Source organism: Ruegeria halocynthiae (assembly GCF_900106805.1).
Lineage (GTDB): Bacteria > Pseudomonadota > Alphaproteobacteria > Rhodobacterales > Rhodobacteraceae > Ruegeria > Ruegeria halocynthiae.
In genome coordinates, this window is the sequence record NZ_FNNP01000001.1 from 171,920 (window position 1) to 194,515 (window position 22,596).

General features: G+C 58.3%; 29 protein-coding genes. 28 read left to right on the plus strand and 1 reads right to left on the minus strand.

From position 1 onward, the window contains the following. Window positions 1–114: 114 nt before the first annotated feature. Complete coding sequence (locus BLU89_RS00890; RefSeq protein WP_074733695.1) at window positions 115–1,278, plus strand: isovaleryl-CoA dehydrogenase; 1,164 nt, start codon at window positions 115–117, stop codon at window positions 1,276–1,278. A gap of 49 nt (window positions 1,279–1,327) precedes the next feature. Here BLU89_RS00890 and BLU89_RS00895 read toward each other — a convergent pair whose 3' ends face one another. Next, on the minus strand, window positions 1,328–1,933 hold the full coding sequence (locus BLU89_RS00895; RefSeq protein WP_074736262.1) for an OmpW/AlkL family protein: 606 nt from the start codon (window positions 1,931–1,933) through the stop codon (window positions 1,328–1,330). 136 nt (window positions 1,934–2,069) lie between these two features. On the opposite strand from BLU89_RS00895, the gene BLU89_RS00900 reads away from it, so the two are divergent. The 27 genes from BLU89_RS00900 (at window position 2,070) to nuoK (ending at window position 22,592) form a co-directional block, all read left to right on the plus strand. Then, entirely contained in the window at window positions 2,070–3,593 is a 1,524-nt protein-coding gene (locus BLU89_RS00900; RefSeq protein WP_074733696.1) for an AMP-binding protein, read from the plus strand. Beyond that, the gene (locus BLU89_RS00905) at window positions 3,590–4,072 is read left to right on the plus strand and encodes a lysozyme inhibitor LprI family protein (protein ID WP_074733698.1); all 483 of its coding nucleotides are present in this window, start codon (window positions 3,590–3,592) and stop codon (window positions 4,070–4,072) included. The genes BLU89_RS00900 and BLU89_RS00905 overlap by 4 nt, the downstream gene beginning before the upstream one ends. After that, a complete protein-coding gene (locus BLU89_RS00910) occupies window positions 4,065–5,675 on the plus strand; it encodes a carboxyl transferase domain-containing protein (protein ID WP_074736264.1) in 1,611 nt (536 codons plus the stop codon). Before BLU89_RS00905 ends, BLU89_RS00910 begins: the two co-directional genes overlap by 8 nt. Before the next feature lie 7 nt (window positions 5,676–5,682). Beyond that, window positions 5,683–6,129, plus strand: coding sequence for a hypothetical protein (locus BLU89_RS00915; RefSeq protein ID WP_074733700.1), 447 nt, complete (start codon window positions 5,683–5,685; stop codon window positions 6,127–6,129). Then, on the plus strand, window positions 6,130–8,061 hold the full coding sequence (locus BLU89_RS00920) for an acetyl-CoA carboxylase biotin carboxylase subunit (RefSeq protein ID WP_074733701.1): 1,932 nt from the start codon (window positions 6,130–6,132) through the stop codon (window positions 8,059–8,061). Between the two features lie 79 nt (window positions 8,062–8,140). After that, window positions 8,141–8,995, plus strand: coding sequence for a hydroxymethylglutaryl-CoA lyase (locus tag BLU89_RS00925; protein WP_074733703.1), 855 nt, complete (start codon window positions 8,141–8,143; stop codon window positions 8,993–8,995). 3 nt (window positions 8,996–8,998) lie between these two features. Then, complete coding sequence (locus BLU89_RS00930) at window positions 8,999–9,787, plus strand: crotonase/enoyl-CoA hydratase family protein (protein ID WP_074733704.1); 789 nt, start codon at window positions 8,999–9,001, stop codon at window positions 9,785–9,787. Window positions 9,788–9,963: 176 nt separating this feature from the next. After that, on the plus strand, window positions 9,964–10,329 hold the full coding sequence (locus BLU89_RS00935) for an NADH-quinone oxidoreductase subunit A (RefSeq protein ID WP_074733706.1): 366 nt from the start codon (window positions 9,964–9,966) through the stop codon (window positions 10,327–10,329). After that, window positions 10,320–10,853 carry a NuoB/complex I 20 kDa subunit family protein gene (locus BLU89_RS00940; RefSeq protein WP_010442777.1) on the plus strand — a complete coding sequence of 178 codons (534 nt, stop codon included), beginning with the start codon at window positions 10,320–10,322 and terminating at the stop codon, window positions 10,851–10,853. Before BLU89_RS00935 ends, BLU89_RS00940 begins: the two co-directional genes overlap by 10 nt. An 11-nt stretch (window positions 10,854–10,864) precedes the next feature. Beyond that, window positions 10,865–11,470 carry an NADH-quinone oxidoreductase subunit C gene (locus BLU89_RS00945; RefSeq protein WP_074733708.1) on the plus strand — a complete coding sequence of 202 codons (606 nt, stop codon included), beginning with the start codon at window positions 10,865–10,867 and terminating at the stop codon, window positions 11,468–11,470. Then, entirely contained in the window at window positions 11,470–11,643 is a 174-nt protein-coding gene (locus tag BLU89_RS21470; protein WP_176797642.1) for a hypothetical protein, read from the plus strand. Before BLU89_RS00945 ends, BLU89_RS21470 begins: the two co-directional genes overlap by 1 nt. A 1-nt stretch (window position 11,644) precedes the next feature. Continuing rightward, the gene (locus BLU89_RS21870) at window positions 11,645–11,767 is read left to right on the plus strand and encodes a hypothetical protein (RefSeq protein ID WP_257599041.1); all 123 of its coding nucleotides are present in this window, start codon (window positions 11,645–11,647) and stop codon (window positions 11,765–11,767) included. Next, window positions 11,767–12,990: an NADH-quinone oxidoreductase subunit D gene (locus tag BLU89_RS00950; protein ID WP_176797643.1), complete on the plus strand. Its 1,224-nt coding sequence runs from the start codon at window positions 11,767–11,769 to the stop codon at window positions 12,988–12,990. The genes BLU89_RS21870 and BLU89_RS00950 overlap by 1 nt, the downstream gene beginning before the upstream one ends. After that, entirely contained in the window at window positions 12,990–14,090 is a 1,101-nt protein-coding gene (gene nuoE, locus BLU89_RS00955) for an NADH-quinone oxidoreductase subunit NuoE (RefSeq protein ID WP_074733711.1), read from the plus strand. The genes BLU89_RS00950 and nuoE overlap by 1 nt, the downstream gene beginning before the upstream one ends. 30 nt (window positions 14,091–14,120) lie before the next feature. Further along, window positions 14,121–14,342 (plus strand): DUF5337 domain-containing protein, encoded by a 222-nt coding sequence (locus BLU89_RS00960; RefSeq protein ID WP_074733712.1) that lies wholly within the window; start codon window positions 14,121–14,123, stop codon window positions 14,340–14,342. 12 nt (window positions 14,343–14,354) lie between these two features. Next, on the plus strand, window positions 14,355–15,653 hold the full coding sequence (gene nuoF, locus BLU89_RS00965) for an NADH-quinone oxidoreductase subunit NuoF (RefSeq protein ID WP_074736266.1): 1,299 nt from the start codon (window positions 14,355–14,357) through the stop codon (window positions 15,651–15,653). A 5-nt stretch (window positions 15,654–15,658) separates the two neighbouring features. Continuing rightward, complete coding sequence (locus BLU89_RS00970) at window positions 15,659–16,075, plus strand: MAPEG family protein (RefSeq protein ID WP_074733714.1); 417 nt, start codon at window positions 15,659–15,661, stop codon at window positions 16,073–16,075. After that, entirely contained in the window at window positions 16,072–16,575 is a 504-nt protein-coding gene (locus BLU89_RS00975; RefSeq protein WP_074733716.1) for a DUF3291 domain-containing protein, read from the plus strand. Before BLU89_RS00970 ends, BLU89_RS00975 begins: the two co-directional genes overlap by 4 nt. A 78-nt stretch (window positions 16,576–16,653) precedes the next feature. Continuing rightward, window positions 16,654–17,010, plus strand: coding sequence for a hypothetical protein (locus BLU89_RS00980; RefSeq protein WP_074733717.1), 357 nt, complete (start codon window positions 16,654–16,656; stop codon window positions 17,008–17,010). A gap of 98 nt (window positions 17,011–17,108) precedes the next feature. Continuing rightward, window positions 17,109–17,513: a DUF5333 domain-containing protein gene (locus BLU89_RS00985; RefSeq protein WP_074733719.1), complete on the plus strand. Its 405-nt coding sequence runs from the start codon at window positions 17,109–17,111 to the stop codon at window positions 17,511–17,513. A 3-nt stretch (window positions 17,514–17,516) separates the two neighbouring features. Then, a complete protein-coding gene (gene nuoG / locus BLU89_RS00990; protein ID WP_074733720.1) occupies window positions 17,517–19,538 on the plus strand; it encodes an NADH-quinone oxidoreductase subunit NuoG in 2,022 nt (673 codons plus the stop codon). After that, window positions 19,535–19,750: a hypothetical protein gene (locus BLU89_RS00995; RefSeq protein WP_074733722.1), complete on the plus strand. Its 216-nt coding sequence runs from the start codon at window positions 19,535–19,537 to the stop codon at window positions 19,748–19,750. The genes nuoG and BLU89_RS00995 overlap by 4 nt, the downstream gene beginning before the upstream one ends. Next, window positions 19,743–20,780, plus strand: a complete 1,038-nt coding sequence (gene nuoH / locus BLU89_RS01000; protein WP_074733724.1) for an NADH-quinone oxidoreductase subunit NuoH — start codon at window positions 19,743–19,745, stop codon at window positions 20,778–20,780. Before BLU89_RS00995 ends, nuoH begins: the two co-directional genes overlap by 8 nt. 1 nt (window position 20,781) lies before the next feature. Continuing rightward, a complete protein-coding gene (gene nuoI / locus BLU89_RS01005; protein WP_074733726.1) occupies window positions 20,782–21,276 on the plus strand; it encodes an NADH-quinone oxidoreductase subunit NuoI in 495 nt (164 codons plus the stop codon). Next, window positions 21,273–21,683 (plus strand): carboxymuconolactone decarboxylase family protein, encoded by a 411-nt coding sequence (locus BLU89_RS01010; protein ID WP_074733728.1) that lies wholly within the window; start codon window positions 21,273–21,275, stop codon window positions 21,681–21,683. The genes nuoI and BLU89_RS01010 overlap by 4 nt, the downstream gene beginning before the upstream one ends. Continuing rightward, window positions 21,680–22,282 (plus strand): NADH-quinone oxidoreductase subunit J, encoded by a 603-nt coding sequence (locus tag BLU89_RS01015; RefSeq protein WP_074733729.1) that lies wholly within the window; start codon window positions 21,680–21,682, stop codon window positions 22,280–22,282. The genes BLU89_RS01010 and BLU89_RS01015 overlap by 4 nt, the downstream gene beginning before the upstream one ends. Before the next feature lie 4 nt (window positions 22,283–22,286). After that, a complete protein-coding gene (gene nuoK, locus BLU89_RS01020) occupies window positions 22,287–22,592 on the plus strand; it encodes an NADH-quinone oxidoreductase subunit NuoK (protein WP_005984024.1) in 306 nt (101 codons plus the stop codon). Window positions 22,593–22,596 lie beyond the last annotated feature (4 nt).

Genomic DNA, 22,596 nt, shown 5'->3' on the forward strand with positions numbered 1-22,596 from the left:
CCCCTTGTTGGGCGGCGTTTTACGTTGGTCGGTACGGCGTCGTTGACCGGAGGTGGAAACACTGGTATCTGATTATTGAACACTTGTTCATTAACGTAGTCGGAGGAGCCCCGCATGTTCACGGCCACAATGCAATTCGATCTGGGCGAGGACGTGAACGCCCTGCGCGAGATGGTTCACCGTTGGGCGCAGGAACGCGTGAAGCCGATGGCGGCAGAGGTCGATGCTTCCAATGCTTTCCCGAACGAGCTGTGGAAAGAGATGGGCGAGCTTGGCCTGTTGGGGGTCACAGTATCCGAAGAGTATGGCGGCGCGGGGATGTCTTATCTGGCGCACACCATCGCCGTGGAAGAGGTGGCGCGGGCTTCGGCCTCAGTCTCGCTGTCGTATGGGGCGCATTCGAATTTGTGTGTGAACCAGATCAAGCTGAATGGAACGGAAGAACAGAAACAGAAGTATCTGCCGCGTCTGATCTCAGGGGATCATGTGGGCGCGCTTGCCATGTCCGAGGCCTCGGCAGGGTCAGATGTGGTGTCGATGAAGCTGCGGGCCGAAAAGCGCAATGATCACTATCGCCTGAACGGCAACAAATACTGGATCACCAACGGGCCGGATGCGGATACTTTGGTGGTGTATGCCAAGACCGATCCGGACGCGGGATCAAAAGGAATCACAGCCTTTCTGATCGAAAAAGAGATGAACGGATTCTCAACTTCGCCTCATTTTGACAAACTGGGTATGCGTGGCTCAAACACTGCTGAGCTGATATTTGAAGATGTCGAAGTGCCGTTTGAAAATGTTCTGGGCGAAGAGGGCAGGGGCGTTGCCGTTCTGATGTCTGGTCTGGATTATGAACGCGTGGTTCTTGCCGGAATCGGGACGGGCATTATGGCCGCCTGTCTGGATGAGGTTATGCCGTATCTGGCCGAGCGCAAGCAGTTCGGCAAACCGATCGGCTCGTTCCAACTGATGCAGGGCAAGATCGCGGATATGTACACCGCAATGAACTCGGCACGCGCCTATGTCTATGAGGTCGCCAAGGCTTGTGATCGTGGGGATGTGACCCGGCAGGATGCGGCGGCGTGCTGCCTCTATGCCTCGGAACAGGCAATGGTGCAGGCGCATCAGGCCATTCAGGCCTTGGGCGGCGCGGGGTTCCTGTCGGATTCACCAGTCAGCCGGATCTTCCGCGATGCTAAGCTGATGGAAATCGGCGCAGGCACCAGCGAGATCCGCCGGATGCTGATCGGCCGTGAAATGATGAGCGAAATGCGCTGAACGTAAAAGCCCCGCAGCTTACCGCGCTGCGGGACCTTCAGAGTTTGGATCAGAAGCGATGCACGTAGGACAGCCCAACGAGGAAAGGATCGATTTCGGCTTTGCCGATGTCGTTGCCATCCAGGGTGACGTCCGAGTCGATGTCGAACCAGCGTACGTTCAGACGCACGGCGCCTTTTTCGGTGACCATGTAGTCCAGACCCGCCTGCAACGAGACCCCAAACGAATTATCGACATTCAGATCGCCCAGCGGCGAGTCTTCGTCGAAGAAGATCGTGTAGTTCAGACCGGCGCCGACATAGGGTTTCCAGGCGCTGTTGGTGGGAAAGTGATAGTTCAGCGACAGAGTAGGCGGCAGATGCTTGACGCTGCCCGCGTCCACGCTCCCTCCGAGGGTGATGTCGTGCTTGAACGGCGTCGCAGCAAGCAATTCGATCCCCAGATTGTCCTGAATGAAGTATTCGGCAGTGAAGATCGGGCGGGTGTCCGAGTCAATGTCGGCGTCAAGCCCGGCCAGGGTGCCGTTGTCGGATTTGGGGTTCAGGTATCCCACACCGAAACCGACCGTCCAATCGCCCTGAGATTGAGCGAACACCGGAGCAGCCAGCGCGACAAGTGCGGTAGACAGGGTCAAAGCGGCGAGTTTCTTTGTCATATTCATGCCTTTGGTTGCGTCAATGTGAGTTTTGTGAATGCGCCGGTATCTTCGAGCCCTGATCTGCATCAAATCCCGCTGGGTGGAATTGCAGCGCGACATGGAATAACTGCTCATAAAATAAGGGGAATCCGCTGTGCATCCCGCTGAGGTCATACCGGGTCTGAGCCATGATCAAAGCTGGGCAATCCCGGATCGATTGAATATGGCGCGCCAGTGCCTTTCTCAACCGCCCGAGCGGACTGCGGTCGTTGATCTGACGCAGGGTGATCTGCGCGTGGTGACCTTTGGCGATCTCGGGCTCATGGTCGACGGTATTGCCCGTGCTTTGATGGGGCGCGTGCAGCCGGGGGATCGCGTGGGCGTATTGCTCAGCCAGTCGCCGTGGTGTGCCGCGGCGCATCTGGCGATCTGGAAGATCGGTGCGATTTCGGTGCCATTGTTCAAACTGTTCAAGCATGACGCCTTGGTGTCCCGGGTCAGGGATGCGGGTGCCAGGATTGTATTGACGGATGCAGAGGGGAGCGCGTTGCTTGGCAATCTGGCCCAACCCCTGTTGGTTGGCGAGGTCGGATACAAGGGCGCGCCACTGCCATTCGCGGATACGGGTCCCGAAGACCCTGCGGTTTTGATCTACACATCAGGCACCACGGGCAGCCCCAAGGGCGCTTTGCATGGGCATCGGGTGCTGAGTGGTCACTTGCCGGGCGTTTCGATCAGCCACAACCATTTGCGTCGGGGCGATTGCCTGTGGACGCCCGCCGATTGGGCCTGGATCGGCGGACTGTTCGATGTGCTGATGCCCGGCCTGGCTTTAGGTATTCCGGTGGTTGCGACACGGCTGGACAAATTCACGCCCGAAACCTGCGTCGAAGTTATCACACGTGGCGGGGTGAGGAACGTGTTCTTTCCGCCTACCGCGTTGCGGATGCTCAAGACGATGGATCAGGCGATACCGGGCCTGCGCTCGGTCGCTTCGGGAGGGGAACCACTGGGGGCTGAAATGCTTGCCTGGGGGCAGCAAGCATTCGGCCTGACAATCAACGAGTTTTATGGCCAGACGGAATGCAACATGGTGGTGTCTTCTTGCTCCGAGAGTTTTCGCGTTCGCCCCGGATGTATTGGTAAACCGGTGCCGGGGCATGAGGTGGCGGTGATCGACGAGGACGGCAATCCGACAAAAGAAGAGGGCGATGTGGCCGTACGGCGTGGCTCGGCCTCGATGATGCTGGAATATTGGAACCGCCCTGAAGCCACCGCTGAGAAGTTTCTGGGTGACTGGCTGATCACCGGAGATCGCGGCGTGTGGGAAGGCGACTATTTGCGCTTTGTCGGTCGGGACGACGATGTGATCACCTCGTCCGGCTATCGCATCGGCCCGGCCGAGATCGAGGATTGCCTGCTGACCCACCCGGCGGTGGCGACGGTGGGTGTGGTCGGCAAGCCTGACCCGCTGAGGACCGAGATTGTGAAGGCCTATGTGGTTTTGAAGCCGGGGGCCGAGGCTTCGGCTGCTGAGTTGCAGGATTGGGTCAAGAATCGTCTGGCGCAGTATTCCTATCCGCGCGAGGTGGCGTTTCTGGAGGAACTGCCGATGACAGTGACGGGGAAAGTAATCCGCAAGGAATTGAAGGCTCGGGCGGCAGGAGAGGTGACATGAGAAGTTTGTTGTTCGTTACGTGTTTGATGTTTCCAGTACACGCGTTGGCAGACTGGGCACCGAAGCCAGTGGATGAAGCTGAGCTTTGGGATTGTGTTACTCAAGCTGGCAGCAGTTGGCACGCAGGGGCCAGTTGTATCGGGCGTTTCGCTGACGCTTGCGTCGAAGAAAGCGGTGCTTATGACAGTATCACCGTGGCGCAATGCCATGATGCTGAAATGAAAGGCTGGGATGCGGTGTTGAACTCTGCTTACCAGTCTTTGCAAGCCGACTTGTCCGAACCCGATATGTTGCCCGTGGCGGCAGAGGCTCTGACGGATGCCCAAAGGGCTTGGATCAATTTTCGGGATGCCGAATGCCTGTCGCGTGGGAATCTTACGACTGGAACTGGCCATCTTGAGGACGGCGCAGATTGCTTTCTGAGGGTTACCGCGACACGGGCGTTAGACCTGATCGGATATGGGGCACACCATGAGTAAGCTAACTTCCAAAGCCATGCCTGCCTCTGAGGGTTTCAAGGCAAACCGCGCGGCCCATCTTGACGCGCTGGCACAAATCTCTGCTGCCGCCGAAACCGCCCGCATGGGCGGTGGAGAGAAATCCCGAGCGCGGCATGAATCGCGTGGCAAGATGCTTCCGCGCCGCCGAGTTGCGAACTTGTTGGACGCGGGGTCTCCGTTTTTGGAGATCGGCGTGACGGCGGCGTATGGGATGTATGGCGACGCCGCGCCTTGTGCCGGGGTGATCGCGGGGATTGGCCGGGTGCAGGGCCGCGAGGTCATGGTGGTGTGTAATGATGCTACCGTGAAGGGTGGCACTTATTATCCGATGACCGTCAAAAAACACCTCCGCGCGCAGGAGATTGCCGAGGAAAACCATCTGCCCTGCATCTATCTGGTCGACAGCGGTGGTGCGAACCTGCCCAATCAGGATGAGGTTTTCCCCGATCGCGATCACTTTGGCCGTATATTCTACAACCAAGCGCGGATGAGCGCGAAGGGCATCCCTCAGATCGCTGTGGTGATGGGCTCGTGTACGGCGGGCGGGGCCTATGTGCCTGCGATGTCCGACGTGACGATCATAGTGAAGGAACAGGGCACAATCTTTCTGGCCGGACCGCCATTGGTCAAGGCAGCGACGGGTGAGGTCGTCAGCGCCGAAGACCTGGGCGGTGGCGATGTGCATACGCGGCTGTCTGGCGTGGCAGACTATCTGGCCGAGGATGATGCCCATGCGCTGGCTTTGGCGCGGCGGGCGGTTGGGTCATTGGGCGGTGCCGGGCTGAAGCCCGGCCTACAGTTTGAGGCACCAGAAGAGCCAGCCTACGACCCTGAAGAGATACTCGGTGTTGTTCCAGCAGATTTGCGCACTCCGTATGACATCCGCGAAGTGATTGCGCGAGTGGTTGACGGGTCACGCTTCGATGAGTTCAAACCCCGATTTGGTGAGACACTGGTGACGGGTTTTGCCCATGTCAAAGGCTGCCCTGTCGGGATTATTGCCAACAATGGGGTGTTGTTTTCTGAAGCTGCGCAGAAGGGCGCGCATTTCGTTGAACTTTGTTCGCAGCGCAAAACCCCGCTGGTGTTCCTGCAGAACATCACCGGATTTATGGTTGGCCGGAAGTACGAAAACGAGGGCATCGCGCGGCACGGGGCCAAGATGGTGACGGCTGTGGCCACAACCTCGGTACCCAAGATTACCATGTTGGTGGGCGGTTCCTTCGGAGCCGGAAACTACGGCATGTCAGGACGCGCCTATCAGCCACGTTTCCTGTGGTCATGGCCGAATTCTCGTATTTCCGTAATGGGCGGCGAACAAGCTGCAGGCGTTCTGGCCACCGTCAAACGCGATGGGATTGAGCGGCAGGGTGGCACGTGGTCCGCTGAAGAAGAGACCGAATTCAAACGTCCGACGCTGGATATGTTCGAGGAACAATCGCACCCGCTCTATGCCTCGGCCCGCCTCTGGGATGACGGCATCATCGACCCGCGCAAAAGTCGTGATGTTTTGGCCCTGTCGCTGAGCGCCGCGCTGAACGCCCCGATCGAGGAGACACGTTTTGGCGTGTTCAGGATGTGATCGTCTGATGGAAACGCAGTTCACGAAACTTAATGAAGATTGGAACGCCGATCCAAACGCGCCGATACCTGTTGCTGCGCCGGAGGGCGATGATCTTTGGCTACGCTTCCGCCCGAATGAATGGGTGAATCCATCACGCTTGGCTCACGGTTGTTTGTTCATAAAGTTCGAACATTGTTGGCGGTACCGCTTTACCAGTGTCAACGACCATGGATGGTTTGCTGGGCAGTGTCGGTTCAGCAAGATGGCACCTGATTGGGGTGAGTTTTATGAAGTGGTTGGTGATTTCCTGGGAGGCAAAGACACAACGCCTTGGGAAACGCTGGATACCACCGTTCGCTCTGAACGAAACTTCCTATTCTACTTTCGGGATGGGGCCGTCGAGTGTTCTGCATCGTCTTGGAGCCTCAACACTGAAGTGCCTGCCGGTTTGATATTCGATGGGGGGACATAGATGTTCAACAAAATCCTGATTGCCAACCGCGGTGAGATTGCTTGCCGTGTGATGGAAACCGCCCAGAAGATGGGCGTGTTCTGTGTGGCGGTGTATTCCGATGCCGACGCCTCGGCCAAACACGTGCAGATGGCGGATGAGGCCTTGCATATTGGTAGTTCTGCCCCGGCCGAGAGCTATCTGAAGGGCGACGTGATCATTCAGGCGGCGCTGGATACGGGCGCACAGGCAATTCATCCCGGCTATGGGTTTCTCTCCGAAAACCCTGATTTTGTCGATGCGGTCGAGGCCGCAGGCCTGACTTTCATCGGCCCGTCTGCGGACGCGATCCGTAAGATGGGCCTCAAAGACGCGGCCAAGGTTCTGATGGAGCAGGCCGGCGTCCCCGTTGTGCCCGGCTATCACGGTGACAATCAGGACCCCGAGCATCTGGCCGGGGCAGCAGAAACCATCGGCTATCCCGTTCTGATCAAAGCCGTCGCCGGTGGCGGCGGCAAGGGGATGCGGCTGGTCGAAAAGCCCGAGGATTTCCAATCCGCTTTGGACAGCGCCCGCGGTGAGGCAAAGACGGCCTTCGGTAATGATGCCGTTCTGGTTGAGAAATTTGTCTCCAAGCCTCGCCATATCGAGGTGCAGGTGTTCGGTGACGGCACCCATGCGGTGCATCTGTTTGAACGTGATTGCTCGCTCCAGCGGCGGCATCAGAAGGTAATCGAAGAAGCCCCGGCCCCTGGCATGACCGCTGAAATGCGCCAGGCGATGGGACAGGCGGGCGTGCGCGCAGCCGAGGCGATTGGCTACAAGGGTGCGGGAACGGTTGAGTTCATCGTCGATGCGTCGGACGGGCTGCGAGCTGACCGGTTCTGGTTCATGGAGATGAACACACGTTTGCAGGTTGAACATCCGGTGACCGAGGCGATCACCGGTGTCGATCTGGCCGAATGGCAACTGCGCGTCGCAGCAGGTGAGAGCCTGCCGAGACAGCAGGATGATCTGTCGATCAACGGTCATGCGTTTGAGGCGCGGCTTTATGCCGAGGACGTGCCCAAGGGTTTTCTGCCTGCGACCGGTACATTGACGCATCTGAAGTTCCCCAAAGAATGCCGCGCCGATAGCGGTGTGCGGGCAGGGGATACAATCAGCCCGTGGTACGACCCCATGATCGCCAAGGTCGTGGTGCACGGCCCGACGCGTGCGGTCGCTCTGGAAAGCCTGCACCGCACCTTGCACCAAACTGAGGTTGCCGGAACGGTGACCAATCTCGCATTTCTTGGGGCTCTGACGCGTCACAGTGGTTTTGCCTCGGGTGACGTAGATACCGGATTGATCGGGCGGGACCTTGATGATCTGGTGCAGGAAGCTGGCGCAAGTAACGCGTCAGCAGTGGCTGCGGCAATGACAGCACTTTGTCTAAATGAGGCGGGGCCAGAGATGGGCTTTACGCTATGGGCGCCGTTGCACCGCGCGGTACAGTTGTTGCGGGACGGAGATGTTGTTGATCTGGACGTTCAGGTCGAAGGCCCAAAGCGACAAATCTGGGAGGTTGAAGGCGCACAGCTTATCGCACAGCGCCGTGGTGCTGGCTGGATCATCGACGGGACAGCCATGCCGAATGTCGTCCAGGCCGGGTCTCAGGTCACCGTTTTTGATGACTATGGGCAAGTGTTTGAGGTCGTTGACCCGCTGGACCGCGATGCTAGTGCAGCGGGTGACACCAATGTGATCGAGGCACCGATGCCGGGTTTGGTCAAGGCCGTCTTTACCTCGGCAGGGCAGGCGGTGAAGGAAGGGGATCGTCTGGCCATTCTGGAAGCCATGAAGATGGAGCATTCTTTGCTGGCTGCGCGGGATGGGGTGGTGGCCGAAGTGTTGGCCGACGCGGGCGCTCAGGTCGAAGCCGGAGCGGCCCTGGTCCGGTTGCAAGAGGATTGATCTGTTCGGGTCGCGCATTGCGTGGCACAGTCGGGTCAACCGAAATTGAAACGATAAGAAGCCGGGAAGGAATGCGCTGATGAAAGAACGGGTCGAGATTTTCGAGGTTGGACCACGGGATGGCCTGCAGAACGAACCGCGCGAGATTCCGGTAGCCGAGAAAATTGCGCTAGTTGATTGCCTGAACCGCGCAGGGTTTAATCGGATCGAAGTCGCCAGCTTTGTCTCTCCCAAATGGGTGCCGCAGATGGCGGGCAGCGGTGAGGTTCTGGCTGGGATCACGCGGGCTGAGGGCGTGCGCTATGCGGCGCTTGCACCGAACATGCGCGGATATGAGGATGCCTTGGCAGCCAAGGCGGATGAGATCGCGGTGTTTGCATCGGCGTCCGAGGGATTCTCGAAAGCGAATATCAACGTAACGATTGCCGAATCCATCGAGCGGTTCGTCCCGATCCTTGAGGCCGCGCGGCATATCGATCTGCCGGTTCGGGGATATGTCTCTTGCGTGACCGATTGCCCTTATGACGGTCCGACCCCGCCCGAAAAGGTGGCCGAGGTGGCGGACGCTCTGTTTGCTCATGGCTGCTATGAGATCTCGCTGGGCGACACCATCGGGCAAGGTACCCCGGACAAGATCGCGCATATGCTATTGGCGGTGCGTGAACGGGTGCCGGTTTCCCGCCTCGCGGGCCACTTCCATGACACCAACGGGCGGGCGATCGATAATATCGATGCCTCGCTGGCGCTGGGCGTACGGGTGTTTGATGCCGCCGTGGGCGGCTTGGGGGGGTGCCCTTATGCGCCCGGTGCAGCGGGCAATGTCGCAACCGAAGCGGTGGCCGAGCATCTGGAACGGCTGGGATATGAAACCGGGTTGGACGCGTCTGTGCTGGAACAGGCTGCAGACATGGCGCGGGCCATGCGAGCGGAATAGCAAATGTTCGAGACGATATCTTTGAAGACCGACGATCGCGGCGTTACCACACTGACGCTGGAACGTCCGGAAAAGCACAACGCACTGTCGGCACAGATGATTGCCGAGTTGACGCAGGCCGCAGGGCAACTGGCCGCCGATGATGCAGTGCGGGTGGTCGTTCTGGCCGCGTCAGGAAAAAGCTTCTGCGCCGGTGGTGATCTGGGATGGATGCAGGCGCAGATGGCTGCTGACCCAGAGACGCGCTTTGTCGAGGCGCGCAAGCTGGCTGAGATGTTGAACGCCTTGAACACTTTGCCCAAACCGCTGATTGGTGCGCTGCAGGGCAATGCTTTTGGCGGTGGGGTCGGCATGGCAGCGGTCTGCGATGTGGCGATCGGGGTGGAAAGCCTGAAGATGGGCCTGACCGAAACCCGCCTGGGTCTGATCCCGGCCACGATTGGCCCCTATGTTGTTGCTCGCATGGGTGAAGCACGGTCGCGGCGGGTCTTCATGTCCGCGCGCCTCTTTGATGCAGCGGAGGCGGTCGAGCTGGGTCTGCTTGCGCGCGTGATACCCGCTGATGCCTTGGCAGATGCTGTCGAAGCAGAGGTGCATCCCTATCTGTCCTGCGCACCCGGAGCGGTATCTTCCGCGAAGCAATTGGTTCAATCGCTAGGGCCACGCATTGACGATGCTGTGATCGACCACACCATTCAACAGCTTGTCGCGCGCTGGGAAACCGATGAGGCGCAAGAGGGAATCAGCGCCTTTTTCGACAAACGAAAACCTGCATGGAAAAGGCAGGTTTAGCCGATCACGCTGTTCCGAAGGTATTCGCCGCCATAGCCCGCTGGATGATTGCAATAATGCCCCACTGCGCGTTTCTGTTCGGTTGACCCTCTGACCCCACAGGGATAGAGAATGTCCAGTCAACTCGCCAATTGACGGCGCACCCTTGCGGGACATGCGCAGGAAAGGAGCTATACGTGGAAGACCTGTTGCGGGAGTACCTCCCGATCCTGGTGTTTCTGGCCGTCGCCGTAGGCCTTGGAATCGTCTTGATTCTCGCTGCTGTGGTGCTTGCCGTCCGTAATCCAGACCCTGAAAAAGTCAGCGCATATGAATGTGGTTTCAATGCGTTCGACGATGCCCGGATGAAGTTCGATGTCCGATTCTATCTGGTTGCGATTCTTTTCATCATCTTCGATCTGGAAATCGCCTTCCTGTTCCCTTGGGCCGTCGGCTTTAAGGACATCAGCGACACAGGCTTCTGGTCCATGATGGTGTTTCTGGGCGTTCTGACCATTGGCTTTGCCTATGAATGGAAGAAAGGGGCCCTGGAATGGGAGTGATGACGGGTGCAAACACCGCAGGCGTCGACAAAGAAGTCGCCACCCAGGCCCTGAATGCCGAGCTGCAGGACAAAGGCTTTCTGCTGACCTCGACCGAAGACATCATCAACTGGGCCCGCACCGGCAGCTTGCACTGGATGACTTTTGGTCTGGCCTGCTGCGCGGTTGAGATGATGCATACCTCGATGCCGCGTTACGACGCGGAACGTTTCGGCATCGCGCCGCGCGCCTCTCCGCGACAGTCGGACGTGATGATTGTCGCCGGTACGCTGACCAACAAAATGGCCCCTGCGCTGCGCAAGGTCTACGACCAGATGCCCGAGCCGCGTTATGTGATCTCGATGGGCTCCTGCGCGAATGGTGGTGGGTATTATCACTATTCCTATTCGGTTGTACGCGGCTGTGACCGCGTTGTGCCTGTAGATATCTACGTGCCCGGGTGCCCTCCGACGGCTGAGGCATTGCTGTACGGTCTCATGCAGTTGCAACGCAAAATTCGCCGCACCGGCACCATCGTACGCTGAGGAGAGGGCAGATGAGCGAAGCACTCAAAGAACTCGGCACTCAACTGGAACTGAAGCGGGCTGATTGCGTCCTGTCATGGGATGTGACCCATGGAGAGCTGAATGTCGATGTTGCACCGTCGAACTTGGTGGAATTTATTGAGTTCCTGAAATCCGACCGAAATTGCCAGTTTTCGTCGCTGGTTGATATCACCGGCGTAGACTACCCCGAGAGGGCCAAGCGGTTCGACGTGGTGTATCACTTCCTGTCGATGTACCAGAACCAGCGCATCCGCCTGCGGGTCTCGATCCGCGAGGATGACATGGTGCCCTCGATTGTCGACGTACACCCCTCGGCCAACTGGTTCGAGCGTGAGGTGTTCGACATGTTCGGTATCCTGTTCTCGGGGCACCCGGACCTGCGGCGTATTCTGACGGACTACGGGTTCCGCGGCCATCCACTACGCAAAGACTTTCCAACCACCGGTTATACCGAGGTCCGCTATGACGAGGCGCAAAAGCGCGTGGTCTATGAGCCCGTGTCACTGGTGCAGGAATACCGTCAGTTTGATTTCATGTCCCCGTGGGAAGGTGCGAACTACATTCTTCCGGGGGATGAGAAACAGGAGACCGAATAATGGGTGGCATCTGGTGGCTGATCCTTTCTGCGCTGACCATCATTCCGATGGTGAAGATTTTGCCGTTTTTCGGGATCAACAAATACTGGTGCCTGCTTTGTCTGATTCCCTTTGGCACGATCGCTTTGCTGTGGTGGGTCGGGATCAAACTGCAAGAGTTGGAGCGTCGCTGACATGATGGGTGAATTGATCATTCTGGGCGCATTAGGTGTTCTGCTGGCCGGGGCTGCGGCGAAAGCGGCTGAGGCGGAAAAGGTCCGGGTTCGGGCCGAAGCGAAGAAGAAACGAGGGCGTTGATGGACGGCTCAAGATATGATGATGGCAGCTCGGACGCGCTGAGCGGAGAACAAAAAATCCGCAATTTCAACATTAACTTCGGCCCGCAACACCCTGCGGCGCACGGGGTTCTGCGTCTTGTACTTGAGCTGGACGGTGAGATTGTCGAACGTTGCGATCCGCATATCGGCCTGCTGCATCGTGGCACCGAAAAGTTGATGGAAAGCCGGACGTATCTGCAGAACCTGCCGTATTTCGACCGTCTGGATTATGTGGCGCCGATGAACCAGGAACATGCCTGGTGTCTGGCCATCGAAAAGCTGACCGGCGTTGAAGTACCTCGCCGGGGTTCGCTGATCCGGGTACTGTATTCCGAGATCGGGCGCATCCTGAACCACCTGCTGAACGTGACCACACAGGCGATGGACGTCGGCGCGCTGACCCCGCCGCTTTGGGGTTTTGAAGAGCGCGAAAAGCTGATGGTGTTCTATGAGCGCGCCTGTGGTGCCCGACTGCACGCAGCATATTTCCGTCCGGGTGGGGTTCATCAGGACCTGCCGCCGGAACTGCTGGACGATATCGAGACGTGGAGCCACGAGTTCCCTGCCATACTGGATGACATTGATGGTCTGCTGACTGAAAACCGCATCTTCAAACAGCGCAACGCCGATATTGGCGTCGTGACCGAGGATGACATTCAGAAATATGGCTTCTCGGGCGTGATGGTGCGTGGGTCGGGTCTGGCATGGGACCTGCGCCGTGCGCAACCCTATGAATGCTATGACGAGTTCGAATTCCAAATCCCCGTCGGCAAGAATGGCGACTGCTATGACCGCTACCTTGTCCGCATGGAAGAGATGCGCCAATCCCTGCTGATCATCCGTCAGGCCATCGCCAAAATCCGCGACTGCCCCGGTGATGTTCTGGCGCGTGGCAAGATCACACCGCCGAAACGCTCGGACATGAAGACTTCGATGGAAAGCTTGATCCACCACTTCAAGCTGTACACCGAAGGCTTCCACGTCCCCGCGGGCGAGGTCTATGCCGCCGTCGAGGCCCCCAAGGGCGAGTTCGGCGTTTATCTGGTCGCCGATGGCACCAACAAGCCTTATCGCGCCAAACTGCGTGCGCCGGGCTTCCTGCACCTGCAAGCCATGGACTACGTTGCCGGAGGGCACCAACTGGCCGACGTCGCCGCCATCATCGGCACCATGGACGTCGTATTTGGAGAGATTGACCGCTAATGCTCCGCCGTCTTTACCCCGAACAACCCGAAAGCTTTGCCTTTACCGCTGCAAACCAGCAATGGGCCGAAGCGCAGATCACGAAGTACCCTGAGGGCCGTGAGGCCAGCGCGGTGATCCCGTTGCTGTGGCGCGCGCAGGAACAAGAAGGCTGGTTGAGCCGTCCGGCGATTGAATCCGTCGCCGATCTGCTGGGCATGGCCTATATTCGTGTGCTTGAGGTGGCCTCGTTCTATTTCATGTTCCAGCTGCAGCCGGTTGGCTCAGTGGCGCATATTCAGGTTTGCGGCACGACATCCTGCATGATCTGTGGGGCTGAGGATCTGATCGCGGTTTGTAAGGAAAAGATTGCCGCTAAACCACATGAGCTGTCTGCGGATGGCAAGCTGAGTTGGGAAGAGGTCGAATGCCTCGGGTCCTGCACCAACGCGCCGATGGCGCAGATTGGCAAGGATTACTACGAAGACCTGACCACCGAGAGCTTTGGCAAGATTCTCGATGATCTGGTGACTGGCCAAGTGCCAACCCCTGGTCCGCAAAACGGGCGCTATGCGGCTGAACCCTTAAAAGGCCTGACCAGTCTTACAGAGTATGACAGCGGCAGAACGCAGTATAACGCAAGCGTCCAGCTTGCCACCGATTTGGGCGATTCCGTCAAGCGCATCGACGGAACCGAGGTTCCGATCCTGACGCCGTGGCTGGGCAAGGATGGCAAAGCGGCTGCGACTAAGACCGCGCCGAAGCCGCCTAAAGCCCCGGCGCCTGCGAAACCTGCGGTGAAGCAGGCCGCAGAAGCGAAAGCAGCTAAGGAAAAACAGCCAGAAACGCTGACTGGTGCGCGGGATGGCAAGCCTGATGATCTGAAAATGCTGAAAGGCGTAGGCCCGAAGCTGGAAGAGACGCTGAACGAGCTGGGCTTTTACCATTACGACCAGATTGCAGCATGGACACCGGATCATGTGGCATGGGTCGACGCACGCCTGAAGTTCAAGGGCCGGATCGAACGGGACGGATGGATCGAACAAGCGGCGAAGCTGGCGACAGGTGAGGAAACCGAGTTTGCCAAACGTGCCAAGGAAGATGGCACGTACAAGGATTAAACGGGTGCCCGTTTGGGGCATTAGGACGAGATGAATAGGGACAAGGAACAGGCCATAGCCCACAAGGGCCGTCATATCGGGGTCGTCATCGCCGTGACCATGCTGTTTTGGCTTGCCATGAATCTGTTCATTGGTCCCGCGCTGGGACTAACGACGCGACACGCGCTGCTATTTGATTTCGCTGCTCTTGCGGGATTCATCTATGCGGGCGTCAACATATTTCAACTCTGGCGTATGCGTCAGGACAGCTGAAGGTTACGAATGATGCTGAAGGATCAGGACCGGATCTTTACCAACATCTACGGGATGCACGAGCGTACGCTGGGTGGCGCGCAGGCCCGCGGGCATTGGGACGGCACTGCTGGCCTGATTGGCAACGGGCGCGACTGGATCATCCAGACGATGAAGGACTCGGGCCTTCGTGGCCGTGGTGGCGCGGGATTCCCGACCGGTCTGAAATGGTCGTTCATGCCCAAGGAAAGCGATGGGCGCCCATCATATCTGGTGGTGAACGCGGATGAATCCGAGCCTGGTACGTGTAAAGACCGCGAGATCATGCGCCACGATCCCCATACGCTGATCGAGGGCTGCCTGATCGCGTCCTTCGCAATGAATGCGCATACCTGCTATATCTACCTGCGGGGCGAGTACATCCGTGAGCGTGAAGCGCTGCAGGCCGCGATTGACGAAGCCTATGACGCGGGCCTGCTGGGTAAGAATGCTGCGGGTTCAGGCTGGGATTTCGACCTGTTCCTGCATCACGGGGCCGGGGCCTATATCTGCGGTGAGGAAACTGCCCTGATCGAAAGCCTTGAGGGCAAAAAAGGCATGCCGCGGATGAAACCTCCGTTTCCGGCAGGGGCGGGGCTGTATGGCTGCCCGACCACGGTGAACAACGTGGAATCGATTGCCGTTGTGCCGACCATACTGCGCCGGGGTGCGGATTGGTTTGCGGGCTTTGGTCGCCAGAATAACGCCGGTACCAAACTGTTTGCGATCTCGGGACACGTGAACAACCCCTGTGTCGTCGAAGAGGCGATGTCGATTTCCTTTGAAGACCTGATCGAGACCCATTGCGGCGGCATTCGTGGCGGCTGGGACAATCTGCTGGCAGTAATCCCCGGAGGCTCGTCTGTTCCATGTGTCCGCGGTGAGAATATGCGCGATGCAATCATGGATTTTGACTATCTGCGCGGCGAACTGGGCTCGGGACTGGGCACCGCTGCGGTGATCGTGATGGATAAGTCTACCGATATCATCAAGGCAATTTGGCGGTTGTCCAAGTTCTACAAGCATGAAAGCTGCGGCCAGTGCACACCTTGCCGCGAGGGCACCGGCTGGATGATGCGTGTGATGGACCGACTGGTACGCGGTGAGGCCGAGCTGGAAGAGATTGACATGCTGTTTGACGTGACCAAACAGGTCGAAGGTCACACCATCTGTGCGCTGGGTGACGCAGCCGCCTGGCCGATCCAGGGCCTGATCCGCAACTTCCGCGAGGAGATTGAGGATCGCATCAAAGCTCAGAAATCGGGCCGTATGGGCGCGATGGCGGCGGAGTAGATCTGATGGAAATCTATGCTGAATATTCTCATGCAATTGCCTCAATGGTGATCTTTACGCTGATCATCTTGTTCATGTCTCCGTTCTCGGCGCTTGCCAAGGCTGGCAAGGGGTTGGCACCGGGGGCTACTCCGGAACAGGACTATGCGGATAAGGCCTATCGCCTGAATCGCGCCTATCTGAACGGAACCGAGACACTGCCAGCCTATTTGGCCGTCACAGTTGCCGCGATCCTGTTGGGGGTAAGCCCGTTCTGGGTAAATCTACTGGCAAGCGTAGCGTTGTTGGCACGTATTGCGATGCTGGTGATTCACCTGCGCGGGATCGGCACGCCGCATAGCGGGTTGCGATCTGTGACGTATGTGGTTGGGTGGGCCTGCATGGTTATTCTTGGGCTTATCGCACTGGTGGCTGCGTTTTGATCCAACCTGAAGGATATCATCTGGCCGAGTTGAATGTCGGTCGCTTGTTGGCTCCGACCGACGATCCACGGGTGGCTGAATTCATGGCCAACCTCGATCGCGTCAATGGGCTGGGTAAGCGGATGCCTGGCTTTGTCTGGATGATGGAAGGGTCGGGCGAGCCGGGAACAGGTAATACAGAGAACAACATCGGGAGCGACCCGCAGGTTGTCGCCAACCTGACCGTCTGGAAAGATGTTGCCAGCCTTGAGAAGTTCGTTTGGGGAACCATCCACAAACAGTTTTACGAGCGTCGGCACGACTGGTTCGAGATACTGGGCGAACAGCATTTTGTCATGTGGTGGGTGCCCGAGGGTCATCAACCCAGTTTGCAAGAAGCGCTGAACCGTCTCGAGCAGTTGCGTTCGGAAGGTCCCGGCGTAGATGCCTTTGGATGGGCGGAATTGAAACAGGCCAGCAAGTGGCGCGACAATCGTTGCGTACAGGTCGCGGCGGAGTGAGAGGGATGATTGTGTATTCAACCCCCTCGTGCTTTGCCGGATGCCACTGGCGCCAGCCACGAAACAGGAGTGGCCATAATGGCGAATTATAAATACGCGGCGACGACGGTATTGGCGGCAAGCTTGCTTGTGTCTGCCTGCGGCAACGCGCCTTCAAAGGCAACACGGGTGGCGTTTGACGGCATTTTCTTTCGTGCGAATGCCAAGCACGTGAACAAGAAGGCTGCGCCCACCGAGTTCACTGTTACGGTGAACGGCGTCTCGCAGTCGCTTGACGGCGCCCGCGAGGCGGGCCGCTATGAGGGGACTAAATTCTGCATCGAAAATTTCGGATCGTCCAGAATAGCGTGGAAGGTTGGTCCGGACACCGAACCTCAGAAGCTGCGTATTGAAAACGACAAACTGAACTTTGCCGGTAGCTGCCAACGACCATGAGCCACCGTATCGCATATCACGGCAGGATCTGCGGTCTGTTATTGCATAGCAGACGCGCGACCCATCGTCTTGGGCAACCCAAGACGAAAGGAAAAGTCATGTCTGTTGTAAGATTGGTTGCCGCGATATGTGTGATCTCCATCCCAGTTCTGGCCGAAGCCAAGCCGCCCTTGAGGGATGTCAAAGAGATCGACAATGAACTCTACTACATCGCCATCGCAAATGAGATTTCGAAACACTGCCCGTCGATCAGCGGGCGCCGTCTGAAGGCGATCGGAGTGATATGGGGACTGAAGTCCAAAGCGAACAATCTTGGGTACTCGGACACTGAAATCCGGGCCTATGTGGATTCGGATGCCGAAAAGGATCGTATGCGCGCCAAGGGAAAGGATTACCTTGCCCAGAACGGCGTGTCCTATGACAACCCTGAATCTTTCTGCACGCTGGGGCGGAAGGAAATTGAAAGAAACAGCGCCATCGGCGTGTATTTGAGGGCGAACTAGACCATGTCTGACCTCCGCAAAGTCAATATCGACGGGCAGGAAATAGAAGTCGATGGTGCGATGACTCTGATCCAGGCTTGCGAACAGGCCGGGGTCGAGGTGCCGCGCTTCTGCTATCACGAGCGTCTGTCGATTGCCGGCAACTGCCGGATGTGCCTGGTCGAGGTCGTGGGCGGCCCTCCGAAACCCGCCGCATCCTGCGCGATGCAGGTGCGCGACTTGCGTCCGGGTCCGGAAGGGCAGGCGCCGGTGGTCAAAACGAACTCGCCCATGGTCAAGAAGGCCCGCGAAGGGGTGATGGAGTTCCTGCTCATCAACCACCCGCTGGATTGCCCGATCTGCGATCAGGGTGGCGAGTGCGATCTTCAGGACCAAGCGATGGCCTATGGCGTGTCCGGTTCGCGCTTCAAAGAAGCCAAGCGCGCAGTGGACGATCTGGACCTTGGTCCGCTGGTCGGCACTGCGATGACTCGTTGCATCAGTTGCACCCGCTGTGTGCGTTTCACGACCGAGGTCGCCGGGATCACTCAGATGGGTCAGACCGGGCGTGGGGAAGATTCCGAGATCACTTCGTATCTGAACCAGACCCTGGATTCGAACCTGCAGGGCAACATCATCGACTTATGTCCGGTTGGGGCTCTGACCTCAAAACCATACGCCTTTACTGCCCGCCCTTGGGAGCTAACCAAAACCGAGAGCATCGATGTGATGGATGCTCTGGGCTCGAACGTTCGTGTGGACACCAAAGGCCGCGAAGTGATGCGTTTCCTGCCGCGAAACCATGACGGCGTAAACGAGGAATGGATCAGCGACAAAACCCGCTTTGTTTGGGATGGGCTGCGTCGTCAACGTCTGGACAAGCCATATGTGCGTGAAAACGGCAAGTTGCGCCCGGCCTCTTGGCCTGAAGCTCTGACCAAAGCCGCAACGGCGTTGAAAGCGGCTGAAAAGCCCGCTGGTATCGTGGGCGATCTTGCCCCGGTCGAAGCTATCTTTGCGTTGAAGCAGATGATCGAAGGGCAGGGCGGGTTTGTTGAATGTCGCACGGATGGTGCGCGCTTGCCTGCGGGCAACCGTGCGGCCTATGTCGGTACCGCTGCGATTGAAGATGTCGATCACGCGGAACGGATACTTCTGATCGGCACCAATCCGCGCGACGAAGCGCCGGTTCTGAACGCACGCCTCCGCAAAGCGTGGGCGCACGGGGCCGAGGTCGCACTGGTCGGGCCTGCGGTCGATTTGACCTATGACTATCACCATGTGGGCAACGACCGCACCGCGTTGCAACAGGTCGTTGACATGGGCGGTGATGATGAAATCAAAGGCAAACGCTCGTTGGTCATCATCGGGCAGGGTGCCCTGCAAGAGGCTGATGGCGCTGCGGTTCTTGCAGCTGCACAAACCATTGCAACGAATACAGAAAGCGGTCTGATCGTTCTGCACACCGCTGCGTCTCGCGTGGGCGCGATGGATATAGATGCCACCAACGAAGGCGGCATGGAAGCCGTCAGTGCGGCGGATGTGATCTATAACCTCGGCGCGGATGAGGTCGAGATCGGCGAGGGTGCCTTCGTTATCTATCAGGGCAGCCACGGTGACAGGGGCGCGCATCGCGCCGACGTGATCCTGCCGGGCGCTGCCTATACCGAGGAAAACGGCCTGTTTGTGAACACGGAAGGCCGTCCGCAACTTGCCATGCGTGCCGGATTTGCTCCGGGTGAGGCCAAGGAAAACTGGGCAATCTTGCGGGCCCTGTCTGCTGAGCTGGGTGCCACGTTACCTTATGATTCACTCGCGCAACTCCGCACGGCACTGATCGAGACGATCCCGCACCTGTCGCGTATTGATGAAGTGATCGAGAATGATGTTCAGGCTCTGGACGCAGGACCATTGGGCAAGGCGACTTTCCGCAATGTCGTCAAAGATTTCTATCTGACCAATCCGATTGCACGCGCCTCGCAACTTATGGCCGAGCTTTCGGCGCAGGCTCAGGCGCGCAAGTCTGAGAAGATCGCGGCGGAATGACCCAATACTGTTTCATATCGCAGACAAACGCGGCTGCCGGGCGGCAGATAGCCGCGCCCAAAACGCGTGTGAAACCTGAGATTAAGGGTGGCGCAATGGCAGCAGATGCTGTTTACACCAACGCGCCGACCCAGCCGCACTATGCGCAGGCTTCTGGCCTTAGCATCGCGCGCGGAAAACGGAATACCCACGGTGTGAGGACCAATGGCTGAATTCTTTAACACCCCAGGCGGAATAGCTATCATCATACTGGCACAAGTGCTTGCTGTTGTTGCCTTTGTGATGATCTCGCTGTTGTTCCTTGTCTATGGCGACCGCAAGATCTGGGCGGCGGTTCAGATGCGCCGTGGCCCCAACGTGGTGGGCGTATACGGCATTCTGCAATCGGTGGCGGATGCCCTGAAATATGTGGTCAAAGAGGTCGTGATCCCGGCCGGGGCTGACCGGGCCGTGTTCATTCTGGCCCCATTGACCAGCTTTGTCCTGTCGCTAATCGCCTGGGCGGTGATCCCCTTCAACGACGGCTGGGTTTTGTCCGATCTGAACGTGGCTGTGCTTTATGTTTTTGCTGTCTCCTCGCTTGAGGTGTACGGCGTGATCATGGGCGGCTGGGCGTCGAACTCAAAGTACCCATTCCTTGGGTCACTGCGGTCTGCGGCTCAGATGATCTCATACGAAGTGTCCATTGGTTTGATCATCATTGGCGTGATCATATCGACCGGATCGATGAATTTCGGCGCGATCGTGGGCGCGCAAGACACCGGATACGGCTTCTTCGGCTGGTACTGGTTGCCGCATTTCCCGATGGTCTTCCTGTTCTTCATCTCAGCACTCGCCGAAACCAACCGCCCGCCGTTCGACCTGCCGGAAGCGGAATCGGAACTCGTGGCCGGGTATCAGGTGGAGTACTCTGCCACCATGTTCCTGCTGTTCATGGCGGGTGAATACATCGCCATCTTCCTGATGTGCGCCCTGACCACGCTGCTGTTTTTTGGTGGCTGGCTGTCCCCGATCCCGGGTCTGCCCGATGGCGTCTTGTGGATGGTCGGCAAGATGGCATTCTTCTTCTTCCTGTTCGCGATGGTCAAGGCCATCACACCCCGCTACCGCTACGACCAGCTGATGCGTCTGGGTTGGAAGGTGTTCCTGCCATTCTCGCTCGCTTGGGTGGTCTTTGTGGCCTTTGCGGCGAAATTCGACTGGTTCTGGGGCGCATTCGCCCGTTGGAGCGTAGGAGGCTGATATGACTCAAATCGACTATACCCGCGCCGCCAAATACTTCCTGCTGCAGGACTTCTGGGTCGGCTTCAAACTGGGGATGAAGTATTTCTTCGCCCCCAAAGCCACGATCAACTACCCGCACGAAAAAGGCCCTCTGTCCCCGCGTTTCCGGGGTGAACACGCTCTGCGCCGCTATCCAAACGGCGAAGAGCGCTGCATTGCTTGCAAGCTGTGCGAGGCCGTCTGCCCGGCGCAAGCCATCACAATCGACGCCGAACCGCGCGAAGACGGCAGTCGCCGCACCACGCGCTATGACATCGACATGACCAAGTGCATCTATTGCGGCTTCTGCCAAGAGGCCTGCCCGGTCGATGCCATCGTTGAGGGCCCGAACTTTGAATTCGCCACCGAGACCCGCGAAGAGCTGTTCTACGACAAGGAAAAATTGCTCGACAACGGCGAACGTTGGGAAGCCGAGATCGCCCGCAATCTTGAAATGGACGCGCCGTACAGATGAGTGACACGCCCCAAAATCCGTTCGAGCTGATGATGAAGCAGGCGCAGGACATGGCCAAGGCGATGAACCCGGCGATGGAGAATTTCTCGCCCAAAGGGTTTGAGGCGCTGTGGCCCACCATGCCCAAAGAGGTCATGGAGATGATGTTCGGCAACACCGTCAACAAAGACGGGCTGGACGCCAAGACTCGCCTTCTGCTGACGCTGGCCGGGTTGACCTGTCAGGGCGCTCAGGCGGATGCCGCAGTGCGTCAGACCGTGCGTCACGCTCTGGAAGCCGGGGCCAAGAAACAAGAGATCGTGGAAACGATCGGCCAGATGTCGGTGTTCGCCGGCATCCCGGCCATGACCCGCGCGCTGGATTTGGCGCAAGAGGTCATGGGCGATAACGAGGATGAGGATCAATGACCGTCTTTGCCTTCTACCTGTTTGCCATCAGCGCCATCACCGGTGGGCTGTTCACGGTGATCAGCCGTCAGCCGGTGCACTCGGTGCTGTGGCTGATCCTGTCCTTTCTCTCCTCGGCGGGGCTGTTCGTTCTACTGGGGGCCGAGTTCGTGGCGATGCTGCTGATCATCGTCTATGTCGGCGCGGTCGCGGTTCTGTTCCTGTTCGTGGTGATGATGCTGGACGTGGACTTTGCCGAGCTCAAGGCCGAGATGGCGCGCTATATGCCGCTGGCCCTGCTGATTGGTCTGGTCATTCTGATGCAGCTTGTCATGGCCTTCGGAGCATGGGACAGCGCAGAGGGCGTGGCGGCCAATCTGGCGCAGCCGGTCCCGGCAGACCGCCACAACACCGAGGCGTTGGGTGTCATCCTTTATGATCAATACTTCCTTCTGTTCCAGCTTGCGGGTCTGATCCTGCTGGTGGCGATGATCGGCGCTATCGTGCTGACGTTGCGCCACCGCAAGGACATCAAGCGTCAGGACATCATCGGCCAGATGATGCGCGACCCGGCCAAGGCGATGGAACTGAAAGACGTGAAACCGGGGCAGGGACTTTAGGACGATGATCGGACTTGAACACTATCTTACGGTCGCGGCGACGCTGTTCGTCATCGGCATCTTCGGTCTCTTCCTGAACCGCAAGAACGTCATCATCTTGCTGATGAGCATCGAACTGATGCTGCTGGCGGTGAATATCAACCTTGTGGCGTTTTCCAGCTTCCTCGGCGATCTGGTCGGGCAGGTGTTCACGCTGTTCGTGTTGACCGTGGCGGCGGCCGAGGCGGCGATCGGTCTGGCCATTCTGGTCTGCTTCTTCCGCAACCGTGGCACCATCGCGGTTGAAGACGTCAATATGATGAAGGGGTAAGAGA